Source organism: Shimia sp. NS0008-38b, from assembly GCF_040370365.1.
Taxonomy (GTDB): Bacteria; Pseudomonadota; Alphaproteobacteria; order Rhodobacterales; family Rhodobacteraceae; genus Shimia.
On sequence record NZ_BAABWQ010000002.1, the window covers coordinates 586,451 to 608,150 of the forward strand.

Annotated in this window: 15 protein-coding genes; 4 read left to right on the forward strand and 11 right to left on the reverse strand. The window is 56.7% G+C overall.

From position 1 onward, the window contains the following. Positions 1 to 22: 22 nt before the first annotated feature. Positions 23 to 928: a GntR family transcriptional regulator gene (locus ABWV47_RS08970; protein ID WP_353310900.1), complete on the forward strand. Its 906-nt coding sequence runs from the start codon at positions 23 to 25 to the stop codon at positions 926 to 928. Positions 929 to 1,007: 79 nt separating this feature from the next. Here the strand turns inward: ABWV47_RS08970 and ABWV47_RS08975 are convergent, their stop codons facing one another. Beyond that, positions 1,008 to 2,108: a mannitol dehydrogenase family protein gene (locus tag ABWV47_RS08975; protein ID WP_353310902.1), complete on the reverse strand. Its 1,101-nt coding sequence runs from the start codon at positions 2,106 to 2,108 to the stop codon at positions 1,008 to 1,010. Between the two features lie 400 nt (positions 2,109 to 2,508). Here ABWV47_RS08975 and ABWV47_RS08980 point away from each other — a divergent pair, with 400 nt between their 5' ends. Together ABWV47_RS08980 and ABWV47_RS08985 are read left to right on the forward strand one after the other, a co-directional pair. Then, entirely contained in the window at positions 2,509 to 5,292 is a 2,784-nt protein-coding gene (locus tag ABWV47_RS08980) for an AMP-binding protein (protein WP_353310904.1), read from the forward strand. Between the two features lie 420 nt (positions 5,293 to 5,712). After that, positions 5,713 to 7,863 carry a putative bifunctional diguanylate cyclase/phosphodiesterase gene (locus ABWV47_RS08985; RefSeq protein WP_353310906.1) on the forward strand — a complete coding sequence of 717 codons (2,151 nt, stop codon included), beginning with the start codon at positions 5,713 to 5,715 and terminating at the stop codon, positions 7,861 to 7,863. 22 nt (positions 7,864 to 7,885) lie between these two features. On the opposite strand, the gene ABWV47_RS08990 is transcribed toward ABWV47_RS08985, so the two are convergent. The 7 genes from ABWV47_RS08990 to ABWV47_RS09020 form a co-directional block, all read right to left on the reverse strand. Then, complete coding sequence (locus tag ABWV47_RS08990; RefSeq protein WP_353310908.1) at positions 7,886 to 9,184, reverse strand: M16 family metallopeptidase; 1,299 nt, start codon at positions 9,182 to 9,184, stop codon at positions 7,886 to 7,888. After that, positions 9,181 to 10,521, reverse strand: coding sequence for a M16 family metallopeptidase (locus ABWV47_RS08995; protein ID WP_353310910.1), 1,341 nt, complete (start codon positions 10,519 to 10,521; stop codon positions 9,181 to 9,183). Before ABWV47_RS08995 ends, ABWV47_RS08990 begins: the two co-directional genes overlap by 4 nt. Positions 10,522 to 10,717: 196 nt before the next feature. Beyond that, positions 10,718 to 11,266, reverse strand: a complete 549-nt coding sequence (locus ABWV47_RS09000; protein WP_353310912.1) for a DUF3035 domain-containing protein — start codon at positions 11,264 to 11,266, stop codon at positions 10,718 to 10,720. Between the two features lie 26 nt (positions 11,267 to 11,292). Beyond that, a complete protein-coding gene (gene lspA, locus ABWV47_RS09005) occupies positions 11,293 to 11,766 on the reverse strand; it encodes a signal peptidase II (protein ID WP_353310914.1) in 474 nt (157 codons plus the stop codon). Between the two features lie 163 nt (positions 11,767 to 11,929). Beyond that, positions 11,930 to 13,519, reverse strand: coding sequence for a bifunctional phosphoribosylaminoimidazolecarboxamide formyltransferase/IMP cyclohydrolase (gene purH / locus ABWV47_RS09010; protein ID WP_353310915.1), 1,590 nt, complete (start codon positions 13,517 to 13,519; stop codon positions 11,930 to 11,932). A 19-nt stretch (positions 13,520 to 13,538) separates the two neighbouring features. Beyond that, positions 13,539 to 15,281: a heparinase II/III family protein gene (locus ABWV47_RS09015; protein WP_502959691.1), complete on the reverse strand. Its 1,743-nt coding sequence runs from the start codon at positions 15,279 to 15,281 to the stop codon at positions 13,539 to 13,541. A gap of 148 nt (positions 15,282 to 15,429) precedes the next feature. Next, on the reverse strand, positions 15,430 to 16,701 hold the full coding sequence (locus ABWV47_RS09020; RefSeq protein WP_353310917.1) for an RsmB/NOP family class I SAM-dependent RNA methyltransferase: 1,272 nt from the start codon (positions 16,699 to 16,701) through the stop codon (positions 15,430 to 15,432). A 76-nt stretch (positions 16,702 to 16,777) separates the two neighbouring features. Between ABWV47_RS09020 and ABWV47_RS09025 the strand changes: the two genes are divergently transcribed. Beyond that, entirely contained in the window at positions 16,778 to 16,963 is a 186-nt protein-coding gene (locus ABWV47_RS09025; RefSeq protein WP_353310918.1) for a DUF1674 domain-containing protein, read from the forward strand. Positions 16,964 to 16,972: 9 nt separating this feature from the next. Here the strand turns inward: ABWV47_RS09025 and ABWV47_RS09030 are convergent, their stop codons facing one another. From ABWV47_RS09030 to ABWV47_RS09040, 3 genes are all read right to left on the reverse strand, one after another. Then, complete coding sequence (locus ABWV47_RS09030; RefSeq protein ID WP_353310919.1) at positions 16,973 to 18,229, reverse strand: hypothetical protein; 1,257 nt, start codon at positions 18,227 to 18,229, stop codon at positions 16,973 to 16,975. Between the two features lie 349 nt (positions 18,230 to 18,578). Then, complete coding sequence (locus tag ABWV47_RS09035; protein ID WP_353310921.1) at positions 18,579 to 20,651, reverse strand: ABC transporter permease; 2,073 nt, start codon at positions 20,649 to 20,651, stop codon at positions 18,579 to 18,581. After that, positions 20,648 to 21,700, reverse strand: a complete 1,053-nt coding sequence (locus ABWV47_RS09040) for a quaternary amine ABC transporter ATP-binding protein (RefSeq protein WP_353310923.1) — start codon at positions 21,698 to 21,700, stop codon at positions 20,648 to 20,650. Before ABWV47_RS09040 ends, ABWV47_RS09035 begins: the two co-directional genes overlap by 4 nt.

A 21,700-nucleotide genomic window follows, 5' to 3' on the forward strand; every position in this document is an offset into this window, starting at 1 on the left:
GATTGATACAGGGGCACGACGTATGGCGCGCACAAACATCCGCTTGATTGAGGCATACAACAACCTCTTAACCATCTGCGACAAAACTGAAATTGGAGACTCTTTGCCTTCCGAAAATGCGCTTTCCACGCAACTGGGCGTCAGCCGAACAGTTGTCCGCAGCGCATTGGACCGATTGAGCACGCACAAGATAATCTCCTTGAACGGCAGACGCAAAACCGTCCAGCGCCGATCTCAAGACGATGACCGAATGCAGGGTCCGCCAATGCTCCTCGGCATCGAAGACCTCGAATCGCGCTTCTTTGATTGGGTGCTGCGCATGGACGTGCCATCTGGCACAGTTTTGAACGTTGCCCAATTGGCCAAGACCTTTCGGGTTGCGACCCACACACTTCAGGAGTTTCTCTCCTCGCTCAGCCGCTATGGCATTGTGGTCCGACGTCCCAAAGGGGGATGGCAGCTCGAAGGTTTCACCGAAGCTTTCGCACTAGAGCTGTCCGAGTTTCGCACCATCCTTGAGCTCAACGCGGTGACGCAGCTTGTCGCCCTGCCCAATACGCATCCGATCTGGAAAAAACTCGATGACCTCGAAGCCCGCCACCATGCGCTGCTGGCACGTATCGATGTCGACTATCATGCGTTCTCTCGTCTGGATGAGGACTTTCACGTGGCCATCAATTCCGTGGTGAAGAACCGCTTTGTGGATGAGTTCCAGAAAATCATTTCTCTGATCTTTCACTATCACTTTCAATGGAACAAATCTGATGAACGTGTGCGCAATGAATGCGCGATCCACGAACATCTTGCGTACCTGGACGCCCTGCGCAGTCGCGATCCCAACCGCGCCGAAAGCGCCGCACGCGACCACCTTGCGACATCAAGCCAAACACTGGTGAGTTCACTCAGAGCCCACGACCGGGCAACCTAATTTGCGACCCTGATGCTCTGGCCCTCGCCAATATCCCTTCCGTCGCTCCACGCGGGCTCTGGTCATTCCTGATGTTCTGTTATGGGCGACATCTGGCCACAATGCTTGTGAGCACGGGCTTTGGGCTTGTGTCACCATTGTCCGCAGCGAAATCCAACATGGCCTGAATCCTGCGCATCACTTTCTGAGGATGGTTCTGAGCTATGTCCGCGATCCGGTGGTCTAGAAACGGATTGGCAAACCGTTCAAGCGTTGTCTCGACATAGGCATCAAACGCTTCCGCCAATCCAGCGAGCGCAAATGCGGGCCGCACTTCGTTCTTATAGATGTCTTTCAACCAGTTCAGCGCTTCTGCATTTTCCATCACGTCTCGCACCAACTCCGCCGGATCACCCTGTGATGCCAGCCAACGATCCGCAAATGCCGTGTGCCCAAGGTTCAATACAAACAACTTCAACGCTTCGATTTCGCTCAACGAAGGCACAATTTGAACCGCCGAATGCACGCAGGGCGCGATCAAGCCGGGCTGATCCTCTATCGCCCAAAGCGCATAAGGCTCAGCGACCGCACCAGCAGGCTCCAAAGGCTGCGAAACGATCCGGTCCACCAGAGAATTCACCCAAATCACATCTGTCTCAAGATAGCTCTGAAAGGCAGCATCATCCTGCGCCAACTCCAGCACGCGCGCTTTGAGCACCGCACCATTGTCGACAATCAACTCCATCGGCATGATCTGGATCGGCCGCGCGTCTGCGGCAAATCGTGCGCGCAAAAGCTGCGTCAGCTTTGCCGGGTATGACATGGCTTGATCAAACGTGCGCGACGAATCCTCTGGCTGCACTGCAAACCCGGTATCGCCTGTGTTGGACAACACGATATCGACCTCATCAACAAAGATGCGCCGAATTTCGTCCCAATCCGTGGCCGTAGACAGCGCGCGGTCAATGCTTGTGACGTCGATGGTCTCTTGCACACGCGCGCCCTGCCTTATGCCTTCGACCCGAACTTGAAATCCCTGCGCCAAAGCCGCCAACCGGTTGGATCGGCTTTGATCCCCAGAGCTTTGCACCACCGTGATCGGACCGACAGCCTGCCCTGAGTCGCGCGCCTGCGACAAAAACAGGTCAGCATGTGCCTGTAAAAATCGACTGGTCCCAAATTGCAAAACAGGTGTCGTCATCAGCGCTCTCTATCCCCAGCTACATAAGAATTACGGTATGTTCTTAATTATTTAGAACATAAATACAACGGGTAATTTGGAATTCAATTGGAACACCCACCTCCCAGTTTGACAGTGTGCGACGCGTCCAAGCCAAGGTGGCTAAGCTTGCGTCTGACTTGCAGGACGCACTGGCCCCTCACACATGGCTCCCACAACACGCGCATTCTGTGAAGGATTTCGCCGATCACAACGATCGAGAAGGGTTTGAGGTTGCCTCAGATTTGTCTGGGACCGTTCTTCCTTGAAGCCATCCTCAAGTCCCGCTTATTAAAGGTATCCATCCCGGTCCGCACCAACCGTATGGGCCTTCAAACTCAGCGACGCACCCCCGTGTGCGCCCCAGTAAGGTGCCGTGTTCATGACCAAACCTCTCTCCGTTGCAGGTGAGCTTGTGCTTGCCATTTCCTCGTTTCCTGAGAGCGCGGCAATGTCAGACCGCAACCGATCTCTTACATATCGGCGCCTAGGTCATTTCATTGGTCAGCTGCAAACGCCCCTTTCAACACATCAGGTTGTCGGTATTTTTGGCGCCCCGGGGTTGGCCATGGCCGCAAGCGCTGCCGCGTGCGTGGTGCATGGGCGGCCCTTTGTTCACTTAGACCCCGCGATGCCTCAAATGGTGTTGCACAACATCATGTCTGAACTGAAGGTCGGGATTGTGTTGATCTGCCAACCGGCCGCTCCCGGACAACTGCCGGGGGAGTGTACAACCTTTGACGCCAGCGCCCTTCTGGACAATCCCGCCGCGCCCGCACAGCCGCTTCACGCCACCGAAGTCTCACCGGATGACCCGATCTACATGGTCGCAACCTCGGGAACCACAGGGCGGCCCAAGTGCATTCCCGTGGCCAATGACGCCGCCTTTCTATCCTACGAATGGCGCGATGCCTTCACGCCCTACGGCCCCGGCATGCGTGTTGGCATCTATGTCTTTGCAATTTGGGAAATGTTCCGTCCATTGCGCAAAGGTGCTGAGCTGTGGTTCCCCGACGCCGACACGTTGTTTGCTCCCGGAAAACTGGCGGATTTTTTGATCGCACATGACATCGATGAGATGCTGTTCACGCCCTCTTTCTATGACAGCTTCCTCACAGCACTTGATCCTGACAAAGCCGCACACATACCCCTGTCCCGCGTTGTGTTAAATGGCGAAGTCGTCACCGACGATCTGATCCGCGCGTCCTTGAAGACATTGCCCAATGCCGCCCTTTGGAACCTCTACAGCATTTGCGAGACGCATGATGTCTGCATGTCTCAGTTGACCGCGCTTGCTGGTGACGCACCAGCCTCCGTTGGCAAGCCCATGCCACATCTGCAGGCGGTTATCTTGGATGAAAACGACAGGCCCTGCCCGCCGGGAACCTCAGGGCAATTACACTTTGAAGGGCAACGGATGCTTGGGCGCGGCTACATCAACCGCCCAGAGGAAACGCTCTTGCGCTTCCGGGAACTTACATTCAACCGACGTACAACGCGGCTCTATGACACTGGCGATCAAGCCTGGTTGGACGACACTGGCGCGCTGCACATCGAGGGGCGGATCGCCCACATGCTCAAACTGCGTGGGTATTCGATCCAGACCCAAGAACTGACCGACACCCTCCGCGAACACTTGGCGTTCTCGGCAGCGGCACCCTGGGTGTCGGAGGTCGGCGAACGTGGCCAAAGCCTGATTTTTTACTACGCGGCCGATGCGGATCAGAAGAAAGAGAACAAACGCGCTTGGGGATTTGACGCGGGGACAAACAAAACACCTGCGGCCTTGTCTGCGGTTCTGCGCGCGGCCTTGCCCGCCTACTGTGTGCCGTCGTTCTTTGTGCAAATGGACGCACTGCCGCTGCATCCTGTTTCCGGCAAAGCGGACTTGCGCGCACTGCCTCGTGTTGACGCCGAAATCTATGATGCCCCCTGTTCAGCGGGTGCCGTGGTGACAGCTGCTGCAACCGCGATGGGATGTGCCCCTTCTGAGATAGACCCCGCGCTAAGCTTTCATGATCAGGGTGGTGACTCACTCATGTGTGTGACGCTGATGTTGGAACTGGAAAAGGTCTTCCACACACCCATCGATTTTGAACTGGCAATGACAGTGCCCTTGCACCGTCTCGATCAATTGATGACCCATGAGGCGGATGCCCCCGCGCCAGCCCATGACTTCACCCGCCCCGGCATACTGCTGACCGGCGCCACGGGTTTTCTGGGGGGGCACGTGTTGGCACGGGCTGCCCGCGACCTGCAACCTGATCAGGTCGTTTATTGCCTTGTGCGTGACAAGAACCGCGGCGCGCGTGATCGACTGGATGATGTGGCGCGCCACCACGGCATCAGCTCAGACCGATATGTCATGGTTGCAGGCACGTTGGACGCTGATAACTTCGGATTGGAACAACACAGCTACAAGGCCCTGAGCGCCGTGGTGACACAGGTTGTGCATTGCGCAGCCATGGTCAATCTGGCCATCGGACGGCGCGAGATGCTGGATTGGTCCGCACGTGGGTTGGAAACCGTATTGGCGTTTTGTGCCGCCGCACGGGCCGACCTGCGGTTTACATCATCCACCTCCGTGTTTCCGGACCGCGGCGGGCCGTGGCCAGAGGCACCAGCAACCACGTGGAAAGACTGTACCGGATATGGGGCCGCCAAAATTGCAGCGGAAGCAGCCATCACAGCCTCAGGCGTGCCAGCCGCCATTGTACGCCTGCCCTCGCTCTACGATCTGGATACGCCCAATCCACGCGACATTTATGAGATCATTCTCGAGGCGTCGCACGCCGCCGGAGCTTTCCCACACGCACTTGAATTTCCGATGTCTGACGTGACGGCCGCAGCGAGGTTCCTTCTGAGCGACATCACCAGCCCAATGGCCCCGGTCTACAATCTCATCGCAGACAAGCCCATCACGCTGGAGGGGGTTCAAACATGCTCGACATCCGCTTGGTTGAACAGCGTTGATCTGGCGCCGGGCATCGCCCAAGTTCTTAAGACCCACCCCGATACACTATGTGCAAATTCCCGTTTTGAAAACGTCGCCGCCAGCGCCGCATGGCGTCGGCTCACCAACCGGCCATTCAGCGACATCAGCGACGGAGCACGCCTGCTGTCGCGCCGCACGGGTCAGGCCCAAACTGAAGCCATGCACACCTGACTTTTCCGTCCCTCAAAAACGGCGCAGTGTTTGCACTCAAAAGGCAAGGCAAACGGGGGCAAATCACCCCCATTTGGCGGGCGACTCACCGGGCGTTTGCTGCAAATTTTGGCGTACAACCATGGAAGGTTTTGTGCGTCTAACCGTCGTGCTTACCCAAGGGAACATTACCATTCGAGGTATGTAAAACCCCCTTTCACCACTCTAATCATTGAATTTCATTGTTTTTTCACGCAAAGTCTTTCGACTATGGACCAAAGCAAATTCAACGCAACTCGCGAAAGCGGCGCTGCGTTCTTATAGATGAAGTAACGGGTGACGCCGTGCTGAGTGACCAGAGGCCATGTAACATTGCAACCGAGACTCGAGAAAATCCCCTTTGCGCCACCGGTTGGTCTCGTGATGTTTTTGTCAATCGCCATGCTGATTTTCGCCTTCGGAGTTGTGTTTTTCCGCATCTGGGAGGCCGAAGACCGTGCCACCGCACGTGAGGTGACGTCCGTCGCCCGTGTCTTTGAAAACCATGAACGTGCGATCCTCAATGAGATCGAACGGTATGCCGCCTCCAACGCCGCCTACCTCAACACGTCGACCTTGATCTCTGGACCTTGGATCAAGACACGGTTTGTCGATGATATGGCACGCGAGTTTGAACACAGCGCCGCCTTTCTGCTGGCCCCGGACAACAGCCTTGTTTTTGAAAACACGCGCGACCCATCCCTGACCTTTCCCAGCCGTATTGCGCAAATTCCGACGGTTCAGCGCTCGATACACGAGGTGCAAACGCAGTTTACTGAGCTCACCGCAGGCTTGCCCGTCTCTGAAATCAACTTCGCGGGGAAACTGGGACTGTTGTCAGATATTCAAGTGGTCTCGCTGGACAACGCTGTCGCTTTGGTGTCGGTTTTTGCTATCGTGCCTGACCCGGGCGGCATCCCCATTGTCGCCCCCATTCCTTATGTTCTGTCCACGGTGCACATACTGGACCGGCCCCATCTGGATCTCATTTTGCAAAACCTGTCATTGGCGGATCTCAACCACGGAGAAACCGTTCCCGCTGGCATGAACAGCTTTCCGCTTTCGGGGGCAGACGGACAAATAAAGGGCTATCTGTACTGGCGGCCCATGAGCCAAGGTATGGCCATTCTTATGGCAACCACCCCGATGCTGATCCTGTTTCTCGCCGTGATCGTTCTCCTTGCGATAACCTCGATCCGTGGCAACGCGCAGGCACGGCAACAGTTGGCAAAAGTTGCCGATCAATCTCGATACGATGCAGACCACGACAGCCTCACGGACCTTCCGAGGCGAGGCCACTTCTTTGAAGAAGCGGAACGCATTCTAAGAGATCCGGACCGAGATCTGACGCATCTCATTTTTGTAGAGATCAATCGACTGAAATTCATCAACGACTCTTGGGGAAGCTCCGCCGGTGATGCGGTTGTGCGCACGGTGGGTCAACGCATCAAGAGTAAGTTAGACGACAGCCACTTCGCCGGGCGCATTGGCGGTGACGAGTTCATGATCCTCGTCAGCGATCCCTCCGAAATCAAAGAAATCCATGCCATCACGCGTGAATATATAACAGCTCTAAATCAACCCATTCTGATCAATGGCACCTGGGTTGAAATTTCTTGCCGCGCTGGTGTGGCGAAGTTTCCGGATCACGGTGAAACCATCCGGGATCTCGTACATGCAGCAGACATCGCCTTGCGCCGATCCGGGGCCGATCTGCACGCCGCGTTTTGCGTTTTTGACTCGTCCATGGACGACGGGTTGTTGGAGAATCGTCTCCTACGCCACGATTTGCTCACCGCAGTGCGCAACGGCGAGATGATGCTCTACTATCAACCCATCGTGCGCAACATGGGTGAGGCGCCTATGACGGTTGAGGCCCTGCTGCGCTGGAACCACCCAACGCTCGGCATTCTACCGCCGGGCAGGTTTCTGCCACTGGCTGAGACCGTCGGCGTTATGCCCGAACTTAGCGAATGGGTTCTGCAACAGGCCATCAAAGACGCTTCAAATTGGCCAATGGAGTTTGGCGTGTCTGTCAACATCACAACCTCCCAGTTTTTGAAGCCCGGATTTACCACAGAGGTCCGCGCGTTGCTGTCTTCTCATGGCTTGGCGGCCACAAAGCTGACCCTTGAGATCACCGAATCCCAGCTTCTAGACCAAGTCGAAGACACACAAGCGGTTCAGGAAAACCTCAACAAACTCGGCGTGCGTTTTGCGCTAGATGATTTTGGCACTGGGTATTCCAGCCTCAGCTACTTGCACCTCTATAACTTTGAAGTCCTGAAAATCGACAGAAGCTTTCTTCAGGGTGACACGTTTACCGCAAACAAGAGAGGCCTGCTGACGACAATGATCAACATTGGACAGGTTCTTGGCATGTCCGTGGTGGTCGAAGGCGTCGAAACCGAAGAACAGCGCACCTTCCTGCGTCAGACAGCGTGCGGCTACCTGCAGGGATATCTGTTTGCCCGGCCGATGCCCTTAGCAGATTTGATCGCAGCCTATCACGGGTATGACTCCAGCCCCAAAAGCGTGCCCGGGGCCGGATAGTCACTGCTGTTGTGATCAGCGCCTAGAGCCCTTCAGGCTGACCAACCACCACAAACAACATACCGTCGCGATTCAGCAAATCAGCGGCCACCCGAGAAACGTCATCGGCGGTCACTGCATTCACTCTGTCGTTGCGCGTGGCGATGTAATCAATAGGCATGCCATCCATCTGCATAGACACCATGATGTTGGCAATTGCCCCGTTGCCGTCAAAACGCAGTGGATACGCCCCGGTCAACAATGCCTTGGCTTTGTCCACCTCTTCGTCCGTTGCACCCTGCTCCGCCATACGCGCCCATTCGTCTTGCACAACCTGCAAAGCTTGAGCGACCCGGTCGTTGGCCGAAGACACGCTGCCCATGTAGACATTGGCCAGATCACGCAGCACCAGATAGCTGTAGACGCCATAGGTCAGGCCACGCTTTTCTCGAACCTCAGTCATCAAACGGCTTTCAAAGCCACCGCCGCCGAGAATTGTGTTGAGCACATAAGCGGCAAAAAAGTCCGGGTCTTCACGATCGATGCCATTCTGCGCCCACACAGCAACCGATTGGGGTGTCTCAAAATCCACCACGTCCACGCCACCGCTGATGTTCACATCAATGGCGCTCGGCATCGGAGCACCAGTCTCCGGCAACTCTCCAAGCAGTTGGTCCAATACCGGCCCCAACTCCTCAGCCGTGATGTCGCCAACCACGCCGACGAACAACCGATCTTTCGCCAGCGCACCTGCATGCGCGGCGATCATATCCGCTTGCGTCAGCGCGGCAACGCTTTCAAGGGTGCCTTCACCGCCAGAGCCATATGGGTGATCTCCATAAATCAGCTCTGCCAACCGCGCCCCTGCAATGCTCTCGGGGTCTTTCAGGTCTGAACGAATCCCGGACAGCACCTGTTCACGCACCCGATCCAAAGCGTCCTGCGGAAAGCTTGGGGCAACAAGGGACCGGCGCAACAAATCTAACGCGTCATCGCGATTTTCGTTCAAAACACGTGCAGAAATCGAGACCGCATCTGCATGGCTGTCATAGCCAAACTGCGCCGCAAGCTCTTCGCTCGCTTTGGCAAAGGCCTGCGCATCCATATCCCCGGTGCCCTCTTCTAAAAGGCCCACCATCAAATGAGTCGCGCCGCGCTTACCTTGTGCATCCAATGCCGTTCCGCCCTTAAAGCGGAACTCAAACGCCACAAACGGGATCGATGGCTCCTCAACCAACCAGGCTTTGATTCCGCCCGGCGAAGTGACCTCTTTGATATCGATCTCTGCCCACGCAGGCGCCGCAAAAGCAAATGCGACAACGGTCAAAACAAAACGGATCATTGGGTGGCCTCCTCTTCTTGCGTCATCAACCAACCGGTCACTGAATTGCGCTCGTCGAAAATCGTCTCCGCGGCTTCCATGATATCCACTGGCGTGATCGACTGAAGAATGTTGGGCCACTCTTGGATATCCGCAATTGTCAGCCCGGCCGTCAGCCCACGACCATAGCGATTGGCCACGCTTTCCACATTGTCGCGTTCGTAAACCTCACTGGCGCGCAATTGCATCTTGATCCTTGCCAAATGCGCTTCATCCACACCGGTCTGCATAAATTCAGCGACAACCGCGTCCATGGCATCTTCGGCGGCCTGCATCTCAATGCCCGGCGCTGGCACCGTCAGAAGGTTAAAGGTGGTCGCATCCAACGATGTGCCTCGGTACCACGCAGCAGCATAGATCGACTGCTTGCTCTCAAACTGCAACTTTTGGCTCAGAACCGACGTCTGCCCGCCCCCCAAAAGCTCTGCAAGCAACATCAGCGACGCCGCCGTGCGCTGATCACCAGGATTGCGCTCAGGCGCCAGATAGCTGCGTGTCACGTATGGTTGTGCAACGCGGGGATCGTAAAACACCATGCGCCGCGCGCTGGTCTGCGGCGGCTCGCTGGGCCGCATTCGCTCTGGCAAGTCCGGATTTGCGGGGATCACTCCGTAATACTGCTCCGCCAATGCTTTGACCTCGTCGGGCTCAACATCCCCGGCCACAATCAAAATGGCGTTGTTTGGCGCATAGTAGGTTCCGTAGAAATCCAATGCGTCGTCAAGATCAAGCGCTTCCATCTCATGCCGCCAACCAATGACAGGCACGCCATATCGGTGGTTCAAATACTGTGCTGCACTCAGCTGCTCGCGAAACAACGCGCCGGGATTGTTTTCAACCCGTTGATTGCGCTCCTCAATGATCACATCACGCTCAGTCAGGATCTCCTCCTCACCCAAACGGATATTGACCATCCGGTCGCTTTCCATCCGCATCATCAGTTCCAGTCGATCTGACGCCACACGCTGATGGTAGGCCGTCATGTCATAGCTGGTGAAGGCATTGTCACGCCCACCATTGGCTGCAACCGTGGCCGAAAACTCACCGGGCTCCAACGTGTCCGTACCTTTGAACAGCAAATGCTCCAAGAAATGCGCCACCCCTGAAACGCCGGGTTTCTCATCTGCTGACCCGGCCCGATACCAGACCATGTGCATGACAACCGGCGCACGGTGATCTTCAACCACCACGACCTGCATGCCATTGTCCAAGGTAAAATCGGTGACCAGATCCTCAGCGGCCACAGGTGCAGACAGGCACACCCCCACAACAAGCGCCAAGATTGAGCGTGCCAACATACCATGCCTCCCAAGCAAAAATTGCGCGCGCACAACACCTTGCAGGCGTCGGTCGCCAAAACCATTTGTCAGATAGTTACGCCACCCATCCGGCACCGCAAGAGATCAAACGCGAAAGTGAGCTAAGTTGCGCGGTTATTTGCACACCCAAACAGAACGGCCTCTTTACGACACATGTGCACCGTAGCGCGCACTGTTACCGCGTGGGCGCAGCAGGCGTACGAACACCCGCCCGTTTCCAACGCCACCACTCTTGGCGGTAATCCAGCTCTTGTGGCTTATAGACCTGCTCATACAGGCCCTTTTTGGAAATGCGAATGCTCGTGAACCGTCCACGTTTGGCGCGGAAGGCTTCATCTTCTTCCCACACCACCTGACGGATATTGGCGTCCCGTCCCAAGCGTGATGTGTGGTTGACCAAAGCGCCGTCACTGCTGGGGATGCCCGTGGTGTAAGGGCTGCGCGCGGTCGCAGAGCCACCCAGTGCCGCCACTGCAGCCCCCAAAGGATCCTGATCCGTACGGTTCACACCGCCCGGTGTCGGCGCTGGCAAGGCCGAATAGTCCGACGGTTGAGTCAGCTCTTTGTTTGGAAGAATAGCAAACTCGTCCGGGCCTTCGCCACTTGGGACGTTGGAATGCAGGGTACCGCCGCTGGTGCAGCCAGCTACAAAAGCCGCCACAATCACAACCAGAATGTTCAGACGTGCCACGCCCATGTCCACCTCTTCAAGTATCTTGAGCACAGCTTTACCCGATCACACCGGCAAGGTCACGCCTCTCTTTTGTGCCCACTGCCAAACAGGATCAAACCAAAGGCGCCCGCAAAAATCCAAATGTCTGCCACGTTGAAAGCATAGGGGTTTTGAATGCCACAGCAGGACATATTGAGAAAATCCACCACCGCGCCAAACAACAGTCGATCCACGACATTGCCCAACGCGCCGCCGATCAGAAGACCGGCGCTGATCATGCCCCACCTGCCCGGCGGATCTTTGCGCACCCAGTGCAACACGAATCCGCATATCAGAATCGCCATAGCGATCAAAATCCACTTGGCCGCAGCTGGGCTGTCGGAGAAAAGGCCAAAATTGATGCCGGTGTTCCACGCCATGTGAAACTGTAAGAAAGGTGGCAAAACTTCGATATGGATCACCTCGCGCAGGTTCAGCGCGTTGAGCACAAGAAATTTGCTCGCCTGATCGGTGATGAAGGCCCAAAAGCCTGCCCAAAACACAAGACGCATAGATCGCGTCCCCCTTCTGCCTGTCTGCCTCTGTGCGCCGCTCCGCGTTGGTCGCAGAATCTTGCGCGCCGTATTGAACGCCATGTTACGCCACTTTAGGCCAATGCAACAAGGGTATTACCTGTGGTCGGCATTACGCCAACCACAGATCGTGACGTAAGCTTTAGTGCCGGAAGTGGCGCATGCCGGTAAAGACCATCGCCAAACCGGCCTCGTCAGCCGCTTTGATAACCTCTTCATCGCGCATAGAGCCGCCGGGCTGGATCACACATGTGCCGCCTGCAGCCGCCGCTTCAAGCAGACCGTCCGCAAACGGGAAGAACGCATCAGAGGCCACCGCAGAGCCTTTCGCCGGGCTCACATCCAGACCCAACTCATCTGCCATGCGCTGCGCTTTGGAGGCCGCCACATTGGCACTGTCCAAGCGGCTCATTTGCCCAGCGCCCACACCCACTGTTGCACCGTCTTTGACGTAAACAATCGCGTTCGATTTCACGTGCTTGGCCACTTTCCAAGCGAATTGCAGATCCGCCATTTGAGCCTCTGTTGGGGCGACCTTGGTGACCACTTTCAACGCATCTGCGGCAACCGTACCGACATCTTTGTCTTGCACCAAAAGTCCGCCAGCCACTTGTTTATAAGCTGTGATGGGCGCACGCGGATCTGGCAGCCCATCGGTCAAAAGCAAACGCAGGTTTTTCTTCGCCGCAAAAATGTCTTTGGCTTCCTCAGATGCGCCCGGCGCAATCACCACTTCGGTGAATATCTCAACAATCTTGCGCGCGGTCTCTGCATCCAGCGGCTGATTCAGCGCCACAATGCCCCCAAACGCGGAGGTGCGGTCACAGTCAAATGCCTTCTGGTAAGCTTCAACCAATGTTGCACCCACGGCCACGCCACAGGGATTGGCGTGTTTGATGATGGCCACCGCAGGCCCGTTGGCGGCATCAAACTCAGATACCAATTCAAACGCCGCATCGGTGTCGTTGATGTTGTTGTAGCTCAGTTCTTTGCCCTGAAGCTGGGTGGCGGTTGCCACACCCGGACGGCCGCTACCATCGGTGTAGAATGTCGCTTTCTGGTGGCTGTTCTCACCATAGCGAAGCGTTTGTTTCAGCTCTCCGGCAAAGGCGCGGCGGCGTGGGGCCTCCTGCGCCAAAGACTTGGCCATCCAATTGGACACCGCCGCATCATAGGCCCCTGTGCGCGCATAGGCATTTTGGGCCAGCTTCTGACGGAAAGCGTAGCTTGTTTGACCCTCATTGTCGGCCAGTTCTGTCAACAGTGCGTCATAGTCCTGAACATCCACCACGACGTTCACAAACCCATGGTTTTTGGCCGCCGCGCGGATCATCGCCGGGCCACCAATGTCGATGTTTTCGATACAGGTGTCATAATCCGCACCCGCCGCCACGGTGGCTTCAAACGGATAGAGGTTCACCACCAACAAGTCGATCGCGCCGATATCGTGCTGATCCATCGCAGCCACGTGATCGTCGTTGTCCCGCAACGCCAGCAAACCGCCATGCACCTTTGGGTGCAACGTCTTCACCCGGCCATCCATCATCTCAGGAAACCCGGTCACCTCAGACACATCTTTCACGGCCAGACCAGCATCGCGCATCGCTTTGGCGGACCCGCCGGTGGAGAGGAGCTCAACACCGCGGTCAGACAATGCAGTGGCCAAATCAATAAGTCCGGTCTTATCAGACACAGAAATCAGGGCGCGGCGAATGGGGTGGAGGTCGGTCATAGTGGCGTGATCCTTGGGCTCAGGTGTTCAAATCCATCTCGTCCCGGTTCAGGTCCCTGATTGCCACATTGGTCTCATGCGCTTTGCTCAGCGACCACCGGATGCGGGTCGCATACTCCATTGCCACGCCAGATAGAACGATTTGTTTGGTCGCACGTGGCTTTAATCTGCCTTTTTCAAGAAAAACACTGGCATCAAGCCGCATTTTGGCAATCGCATCATGTCGGAACACCCACAATTCGCCACTTTTGAGAGCAATGGACACCGCAGCGCCCCCCATGTCGAGCGACGCATCGACCTCCGGGTGCAGGTGAAAAGCGATCTCAAACGGAATCCCCTGCAACGCACCTTCGTCCATCGCTTTGTCAAACCGGAGCTTGGCGGAATCATCCATCGCCACCAACAAATCTTCTCCGGCCATACCGCGCCCATCAAACGTCAACTCCAACGTGCGCGCATGGGTCAGCCCATGTGTGCCAACATAGCCGTCTTGCCCCCCTTCAAACCGCAGTCCGTCGCTGGCTTGGCTCATCTGAATCGGCACATTCGTGGGACCATCCACCAATTGCTCTTCGCGCCAGCCTTTGCCCTCTTGGCCAAGCCGTGCACTTGACAGCTCGTCAATGGTGACCGTGGAGTGCGACGGTGTGGCGCGACCAAACCGGCGCCAATCTTCGCCAAAACTTGCACCGGACCCGCAATTCACCACCAACGGGCGCCTCCCACTGGTGAGCTCAAACGCCAAGGTCGAGGCATGCGCATTTAATGAACTTGCCCCCGACGGAGGCAGACTGGCATCTATCACCACACTGGTACGTCCCGCACTCAGCCGCGCATACCCCATCGCCAGCCCATCTGCCTGCCGCGTCTTGTTGCCACTCTCCGCCAAAGCACTGTCCAGTCGCCCTTCCAAACCGCGGCCACCTCCGTGAAACCGCGCCAATCCACCATCCGCATGTCGCAAGGTTCGCAGCGTCGGGGCGATGCGTTCAATCGCTTGAAGATGGGTGTCTGATGGCGTGCGGTCTGACTCCTTGAGCGCCGTGGCCGCCCACGTGAGCAACGTGAACACCTCCAAAAGCTCTTCAGGATTGCGAGTCGGAATCCCCCCTTGGGCATCCACTTGCCGCTGACATTCTTTGTCCAGGGCCTTACATGCGGGATCGACATGCTGCTCCATACCTTCGAGCGCCAACCCCGCATAAATCAATCCGGTCAGCGCTTCAAAACGCGGCAAACCCGGTGCGGTCTTATGCCAGCGTTTGCTGAGAAAAATCGTTTGCTGTGCCAGCGAGCGATAGAAGTCCTCCGATTGCGCTGAATCCCGCGCACGCAGCAAAAAAATCGCGTGGCTGATCCAACGGATCAACCGCCGGCCTGCCAAATCAGGTATCCAGCCCGGCCCCTGTCCACGCCCATACCGGTCTATCCAGCGCCAGACCCATTCCTGCGCGCGTTCACGCGCAAGCGCATCTCCGACTGCGGCCAAATCATCCAGCCAGGCAAATCCGTGCTGCTCTTCTGCAAAGATTTCGTCGGGCACCTCTATGTCCCAGATCGAGGTCTTTGGCGCGGTTACCAAATGTCCCGCGAACAGAAAATTGCCTGCAACCAACTGTTTGCCGCGGGCATAGAGCCCAATCGTGCGCGGTTCCGGCATGCTGGTAAACCCCGTCGCGGGGCGCGCACGCGTTGCAGTCCGCGCTGACACGCGGTGCATCAGCCGGGTCCATCGTGCTGATATACTGTCTGGGTTGGACATCCACTCTGCCTCTACGCTCTTTGGCGTTTTGACAAGAGTGTAGCGAGGTCACAGCCATGAGTCACCGATTGAATCGATGCTTGTGTATGGTCCGCACTCAAACGCACAAACTGCGCCTGCTGATCAGGCACCGCACGACGCAGCTCGTTCACATACCTTTGCGCAGCAGGGCCATATAAAACCCGTCCATTCCGCCTTTGTCTGCCCAAAAATCTGGTCTCAAACGCAAACCACCCTCTTCGGTGACCCACGCCGGATCAACACCATCCACCAACACCGCATCGCGATCCACGGACATATCCGCCCAGCGCTCTATCGCTTCTTCGACCTGCACTTCACCTTCGTCCGGCAGCAAGGAACACGTGCAAAACACCAACCGCCCGCCGGGTTTGAGCAACCCAATCGCATGGTCAAGAAACACCTCCTGCAGGCCAATCAAATCGCCAAACTCACTGCCATCTTTGGCATATGGCAAGTCAGGGTGACGCCGAATCGTCCCCGTCGCCGAACAAGGCGCATCCAAAAGGATCGCGTCCCATTGGCCCTCTTGCTGCATCATATCGCCAACCACCACATTGGCGTTTAACTGGGTGCGCTTCAGATTTTCGCGCACCCGCGTCATGCGGGTGGGGTTGTCGTCTACGGCGGTGACCTTTGCCCCTGTCGCAGCAAGCTGCATGGTTTTCCCACCGGGTGCGGCGCACAGATCAAGGACCTTTTCCCCCGCTTGCGCATTCAGAACTTTGGCGGGCAACGCAGCCGCAGCATCCTGCACCCACCAGTGGCCCTGCTTGAAACCATCCAATGTTGTCACCTGACCCGCATCCGTCACACGAATAGATCCGGTCGGCAACACCGTGCCGCCCACAGCTGCCGCAACGGCTTCGGGATCTGACTTTGCAGTGAGATCAAGCGGCGCACCGGCGAAATGGGCAGCGTCAATCTCCGCCATGATTTCGTTGCTATAGGCCTGCGCCAAGGGTTTGCGCAGCCACTTCGGCATGCGCGGAACACGCAAGGCGTCCCAGTCCTCTCGCCCTGTTGCATCCACTTTGCGAAGCACAGCGTTCACCAACCCCTTCATGCTGGCGATGCCTTTGTTCTTGCCAACAATCTCCACCGCGTCATTGACCACGCCATGTGCAGCCCCACCCTGACACAGCTCCACCGTGGCCAGCCGCAGCACATTGTGCACCGTCAAGGGTGGGTTCTTTTTCAGATGTTTGTGCAAAATCCGATCAGCACGCTCCAGCCCACGCAATGTGTCTGTCGCCAATCGCTGTGCGCGTGCACGGTCCGCCGGATCACGCTTCTGAAGCGCTCCCGAAGCAATCAATTCCGTCATCATCCGGCCTTCGCCCAAAACCTGATCAAGCAAATACACAGCGCTTCGTCGTGGGTGATAACCAGAATTGGACATGATCAGGCTTCCTTACGGGCTTGAGAACAGCAGACGGGCGCGTATATCAAGGGGCAAGCCTGAAAGGAACCCTCTGATGAGTGACGCCCCCGAGACACGCACCGACCTGCCCGACGCCGCAAAACGCGCCTTGGCCGAAGCCGAAGAACGTCGCCAAAAGGCCAAAGCCTTGCAAATGCCCACTGAGCTTGGCGGCCGTGACGGGCCAGATCCCGTGCGTTATGGCGATTGGGAGAAAAAAGGGTTGGCAATCGACTTTTGAGCACGCTTTCTAGCGATCAAAATCCCAGCCAGCTTCCGCCAAGGCCTCAAGGAAGTGATAGCGACTTTGAGGGTTACGATAGAAGATTTCTATGAGATTCTCTGGCCGAAAGGTTGGAAACAAATCTTGCGATTTTTTTGTGAGCGCACGCGCCGTCTCTTGTTCCCCAAGCATTTGGTATGCGGCGGCCACAAGCGTGATTTGCAGTGCGTTTAACGTCAACATATCCGCACCCAAAGCTTCCGCATGATCGACCACCGTTTGGTAGTCTCCCAAATAAAATGAGTTCGAAAGAAAAGCCGTCCGGCGCACCACCACCGTGTTCACAAGACTCGGATCCACTTTTTGTGTCGCAACAAGGTTTGAAGCCTCAAACTCACCAGAAAAACTCATAAGCATGGCAAAATAGGTCTCGGTTTGTGTGCCGACCAAACCGCCGCGGTAGGCGCGATTGGCAAAATCGATGGTTCGCTCAAAATCGCGTTTAGCATAGGCCAAAGTGGCATTTCCGATCAGCACCCAGGAAGAGTCCGGTTCCGCTTCCAGTGCCACGGTCAGCAACCCCTCTGCCTCGAGCAGAAAGGATTTGGCCCGACCTGTATCAAACGCCAAAAGCGCAATGTTTAACATGGCCACAGCCAACGTTGTCTGCATCTCTACGTCGGCGGGCTCCATTGCTAAGGCGCGTCTGGCCAGCTCAAGCGCAACGTACTGACGCTTCATATCTGGCATCTGAATCAAGTAGTCTTGCGCCAATGCCTCTATGTCACGCGCGCTCATACCGTCCGTGTTCGGCACTGCGAGCCCCCCGTCAGCGCCGTTGGGCGACTGAGCCTCCAACGAGCTTTCTTGCTCTATGGGTGGTTGAACAACCAACGGCTCTCGGCTCATGCTTGTGCCATAAATGGCCACCAACAACACACAAACGCATAGGCCCATCGCTAACGCCCAGTGCTTCTGAAGTTTCTCTAGGCAAACCCCCAACACCGTCCTGTTCTCAAGGTCAACGATTTCGAAGGTCGGCTCCCAGGTATCGACATCGATATCAACCCGCAGGGGATCATAGTGTCCTTCGTCTCGATAATAGTCGGCCAATCGTGCTCTCAGACGGATCATACTTCCGGTGACCCTGCTGGCTGTCACCTTCTCATCCAAGTCGCCGTACAGATGCTCGCCAATCCGTTCGACGGATAGATCACCAGCTCGACCAGCGATCGTCTCCTCAATCAGAAAGTTCAAAAAATTCTGATGATCAGTGGCATGCATAAACTCTTCACTTTTACAGATCTGAGCTGCCGTGAACCTTACTTGGTCTGCGGAAAGAGATACGCCGCCGAAGTCGACTTCAGAGGTCTCGCTGCCCCCGACGTTTGTATCAATCTCTGATGAATGCCGCTTTCGTATGTGCCTTCCTCCAAAGCATCCAAAAGAAGTATTGCTTAGAACCTCTGGTTTTTCAACGCCAACCAGGCTTCATCATGAAGATGGCCCGCGTCCACGCATTAACCTTGAACCCGCATGTTGACGCACAGTCGCGATACCTCCGCGAAACCGACGCAATACCGACATGCGAAAAGGCCCGTCTTAGAATCGTTAACGCGCCGCAAAAATCAGATCAAAGCCCCAACGCTTGCCGGCGTTCTTCAGCAAACCCCTGCACCAGCCGGTCCGCCACCAGCGCCAGGATCGCCATCGCCGCCCCCGCAGTGATGCCCAGTCCAACATCGTATTGACCAAGCGCCAGATAGATAGACTGCCCAAGCCCCGTTGTACCGATCAGAGCCGCGATCACAAGCATCGCAAAGGCATAGAGAATGGTCTGGTTGAGACCCAGTAGAATGGTCGGCGCGGCAAAGGGTGCGCGCACCTCAAACATGGTCTGCCATTTGCCCGCACCGTTCGCCGTGGCCGCTTCGATCAACTCCTCCGGCGTGCTGGTCAAACCGTGCCGCGTATAGCGGATCATCGGCACCACCGCATACATGCAAATCGCCATAAACGCTGAGAATTCCCCGATCTGAAAGAACATCAGCACAGGGATCAGGAAGACAAACAGCGGGATCGTCTGCAAGATGTCACAGATCGGCCGGATGACGGCCCAGGCGGTTGTGCTCATGGCACTCCAAAGCCCCAGTGCGCCGCCGACGAGCATACAGGCAAAGACCGCCGCGCCCGACAGGTAAAGCGACAGGAGCGCCCGCTCCCACAAACCTGAGATCAGCACCAGCGCCAGCAACAAAACTGCCAGACGCGCCAGTTTCCAACCACCGGAAACCCAGCCAATCGCACCGGCCCCAAGGATCACCACCGGCCACGCCAGATGCGCCACGCCGATTTCCGCGACATAGGCGGCAATGACCACCAAAAGACCGCCCGTGACGTGGCCTTTCCAGAACAAAATCAACGCAATAACACCAGCTCCGCCATAGAGCATCGCAGTGTGTTGCGCGGTCCAGGCAAAGCCCCATGTAAAGGGCAGAACCGCCTCGGCCAGACCAATACGCAGCGGCAACAGTCCGTAGAACATCGATGTGTTCTTGATGCTGTCCAAGGTGGTACCGTAGGAGGCCGTGAAGGCGCCAACACCCGCATCCACCCGATCCGCCAGACCGTCCATCGCCGCCACTCCGGAGGGCGGCCAGCCGGCAACCACGGCCCAGACCGTCACCGCCAAGCCCGCGGCCAGAATGCCAAAGGCGACCCTGCGGTCCTGAGATTGTCGGGGTTCAGCCAGCGCCGCGGACATACGGTCGATGATGATGGCAAAAACCACAATCACCGAACCGGCAAGAAAGGCCGGACCAAACAGAGCTTTGCGCATGGTCTGAAGCACTTCCCAACCGATATCGTCAAAGCCGCCGATCACCGCTGCGATGATCACCATCGAGAGCGCGGCCATCAGGCACTGGTTCACACCGACCATGATCTGCTGGGTCGCTGCGGGCAGCTCCACAAGGAACAATTGCTGCCGCCGCGTGCCGCCTGACATCACGGCTGCTTCGCGGATTTCCGTATCCACGCGCTCCAGCCCCAGCAGCACATTGCGTGCCATAGGAGGGGCGGCATAAATTGCCGAAGCGATCAGTCCCACAACGGGACCAAATCCAAAAAGCACAAGCAGAGGCGTAAGATAGGCAAAGGTCGGCACGGTCTGCATCACATCCAGAAGCGCATTCACGGCACCTTTGAAACGCGGGTACTCAAATGCCAGTATCCCAATGCCCGCGCCCATGACCAAGGCCAGAGGAACCGAAACGGCGACCAGCGCCAACGTGTTCATGCCCTGTGACCAATACCCGGAAAACACCACGAACATCAGGCCAAAAAATCCCAGCGCCGCCATCCGTGCGCCGCCGATCATCCATCCGAGGGCAGTGACAATCGCCACGGTCATTGGCCAAGGCACCAGGTTTAAGAGCGCGCCAACCCACTCCATCGGGTAGTTCACCAGAAACGTAAAGCTCCGCGCAATTGGTTTGAAAAGATCCAAAAAGCCGCCAACGAGCCAGCTCATCCAATCTGTCATCGGCACAGTCAGCGCCACCGGCCATTTCACCAGCCACTCAAACTGCGCCCCCAGAAGGCGACAGATAAGGACCACCACCAGCACAAAAACCGCCGCCTGACTGCCCCGACTCAGAGAGAGGCCGAAGGGCGCCCCTGAGGGCGCACTGTCTACGGCACTCATGTCTCTTCCGCCTGCAGCGCATTGGCAAGCTCATGCGGATGTACAGCGCCCACAACTACTCCGTCTGCATCACGCACCGGGACAGGTTCGTAAAGCTCCATGCATTTGGTCAGCGCGGTGTCGAGCGTCATACCGACTTTGATGCCCGGGTCGTCTGGCATGTTGTCGGGAATGCCATCCATCAGGATCGACTCGACACAGGCATGGCGCCCCTTGGGCACGTCCTTGGAAAACTCGGCCACATAGTCATCCACCGGATGCAACACGATCTCTTCCGGCGTGCCAATCTGTACAATCTCGCCATCGCGCATAATCGCAATCCGATCGGCAAGTTTCAGGGCCTCCTGGATGTCGTGCGTTATGAAAACAATGGATTTTTTCAGTGTGGCCTGAATGTTGAGGAACTCGTCCTGAAGCTGTCTCCGGATCAACGGGTCAAGCGCGGAGAAGGGTTCGTCAAGAAACCAGATATCGGGGTTCACTGCGAGGGATCGCGCGATACCAACCCGCTGCCGCTGTCCTCCTGACAAGTTGCGCGGATACGCATCTTCTCGTCCGTTCAAGCCGACCAACTCCAAGACCTCAAGCGCACGCTTGCGGCGTTCCACTTTCCCTGCACCCTGCATCTTGAGCGGAAAGGCCACGTTGTCCGCCACTGTCATATGCGGGAACAAACCAAAATGTTGGAACACCATGCCCAGCTTGTGACGACGTAGTTCAATAAGGCGTTTTTCGTTCGCTTGAAGAATATCTTCGCCGTCAATGCGCACCGACCCGGCCGTCGGTTCAATCAACCGCGAAATGCAGCGGATCAAAGTCGATTTGCCAGAGCCTGAAAGCCCCATAATCACAAAGAGTTCGCCGGACTTGACCTCGAAATTCGCTGCCCGAACAGCAGGAATGAGCTTCTGGTCTTTCAACGCCTTTGCAATGGCTTTGTCGTCTCCCGATCCACGTGCATCACGCAGAGACGAGGCCGCGTCTTCGCCGAAGACCTGCCAGAGGTCTTCGACGGCAATCGCCGGAGCGGTGCTGTTTGTATCGGTCAT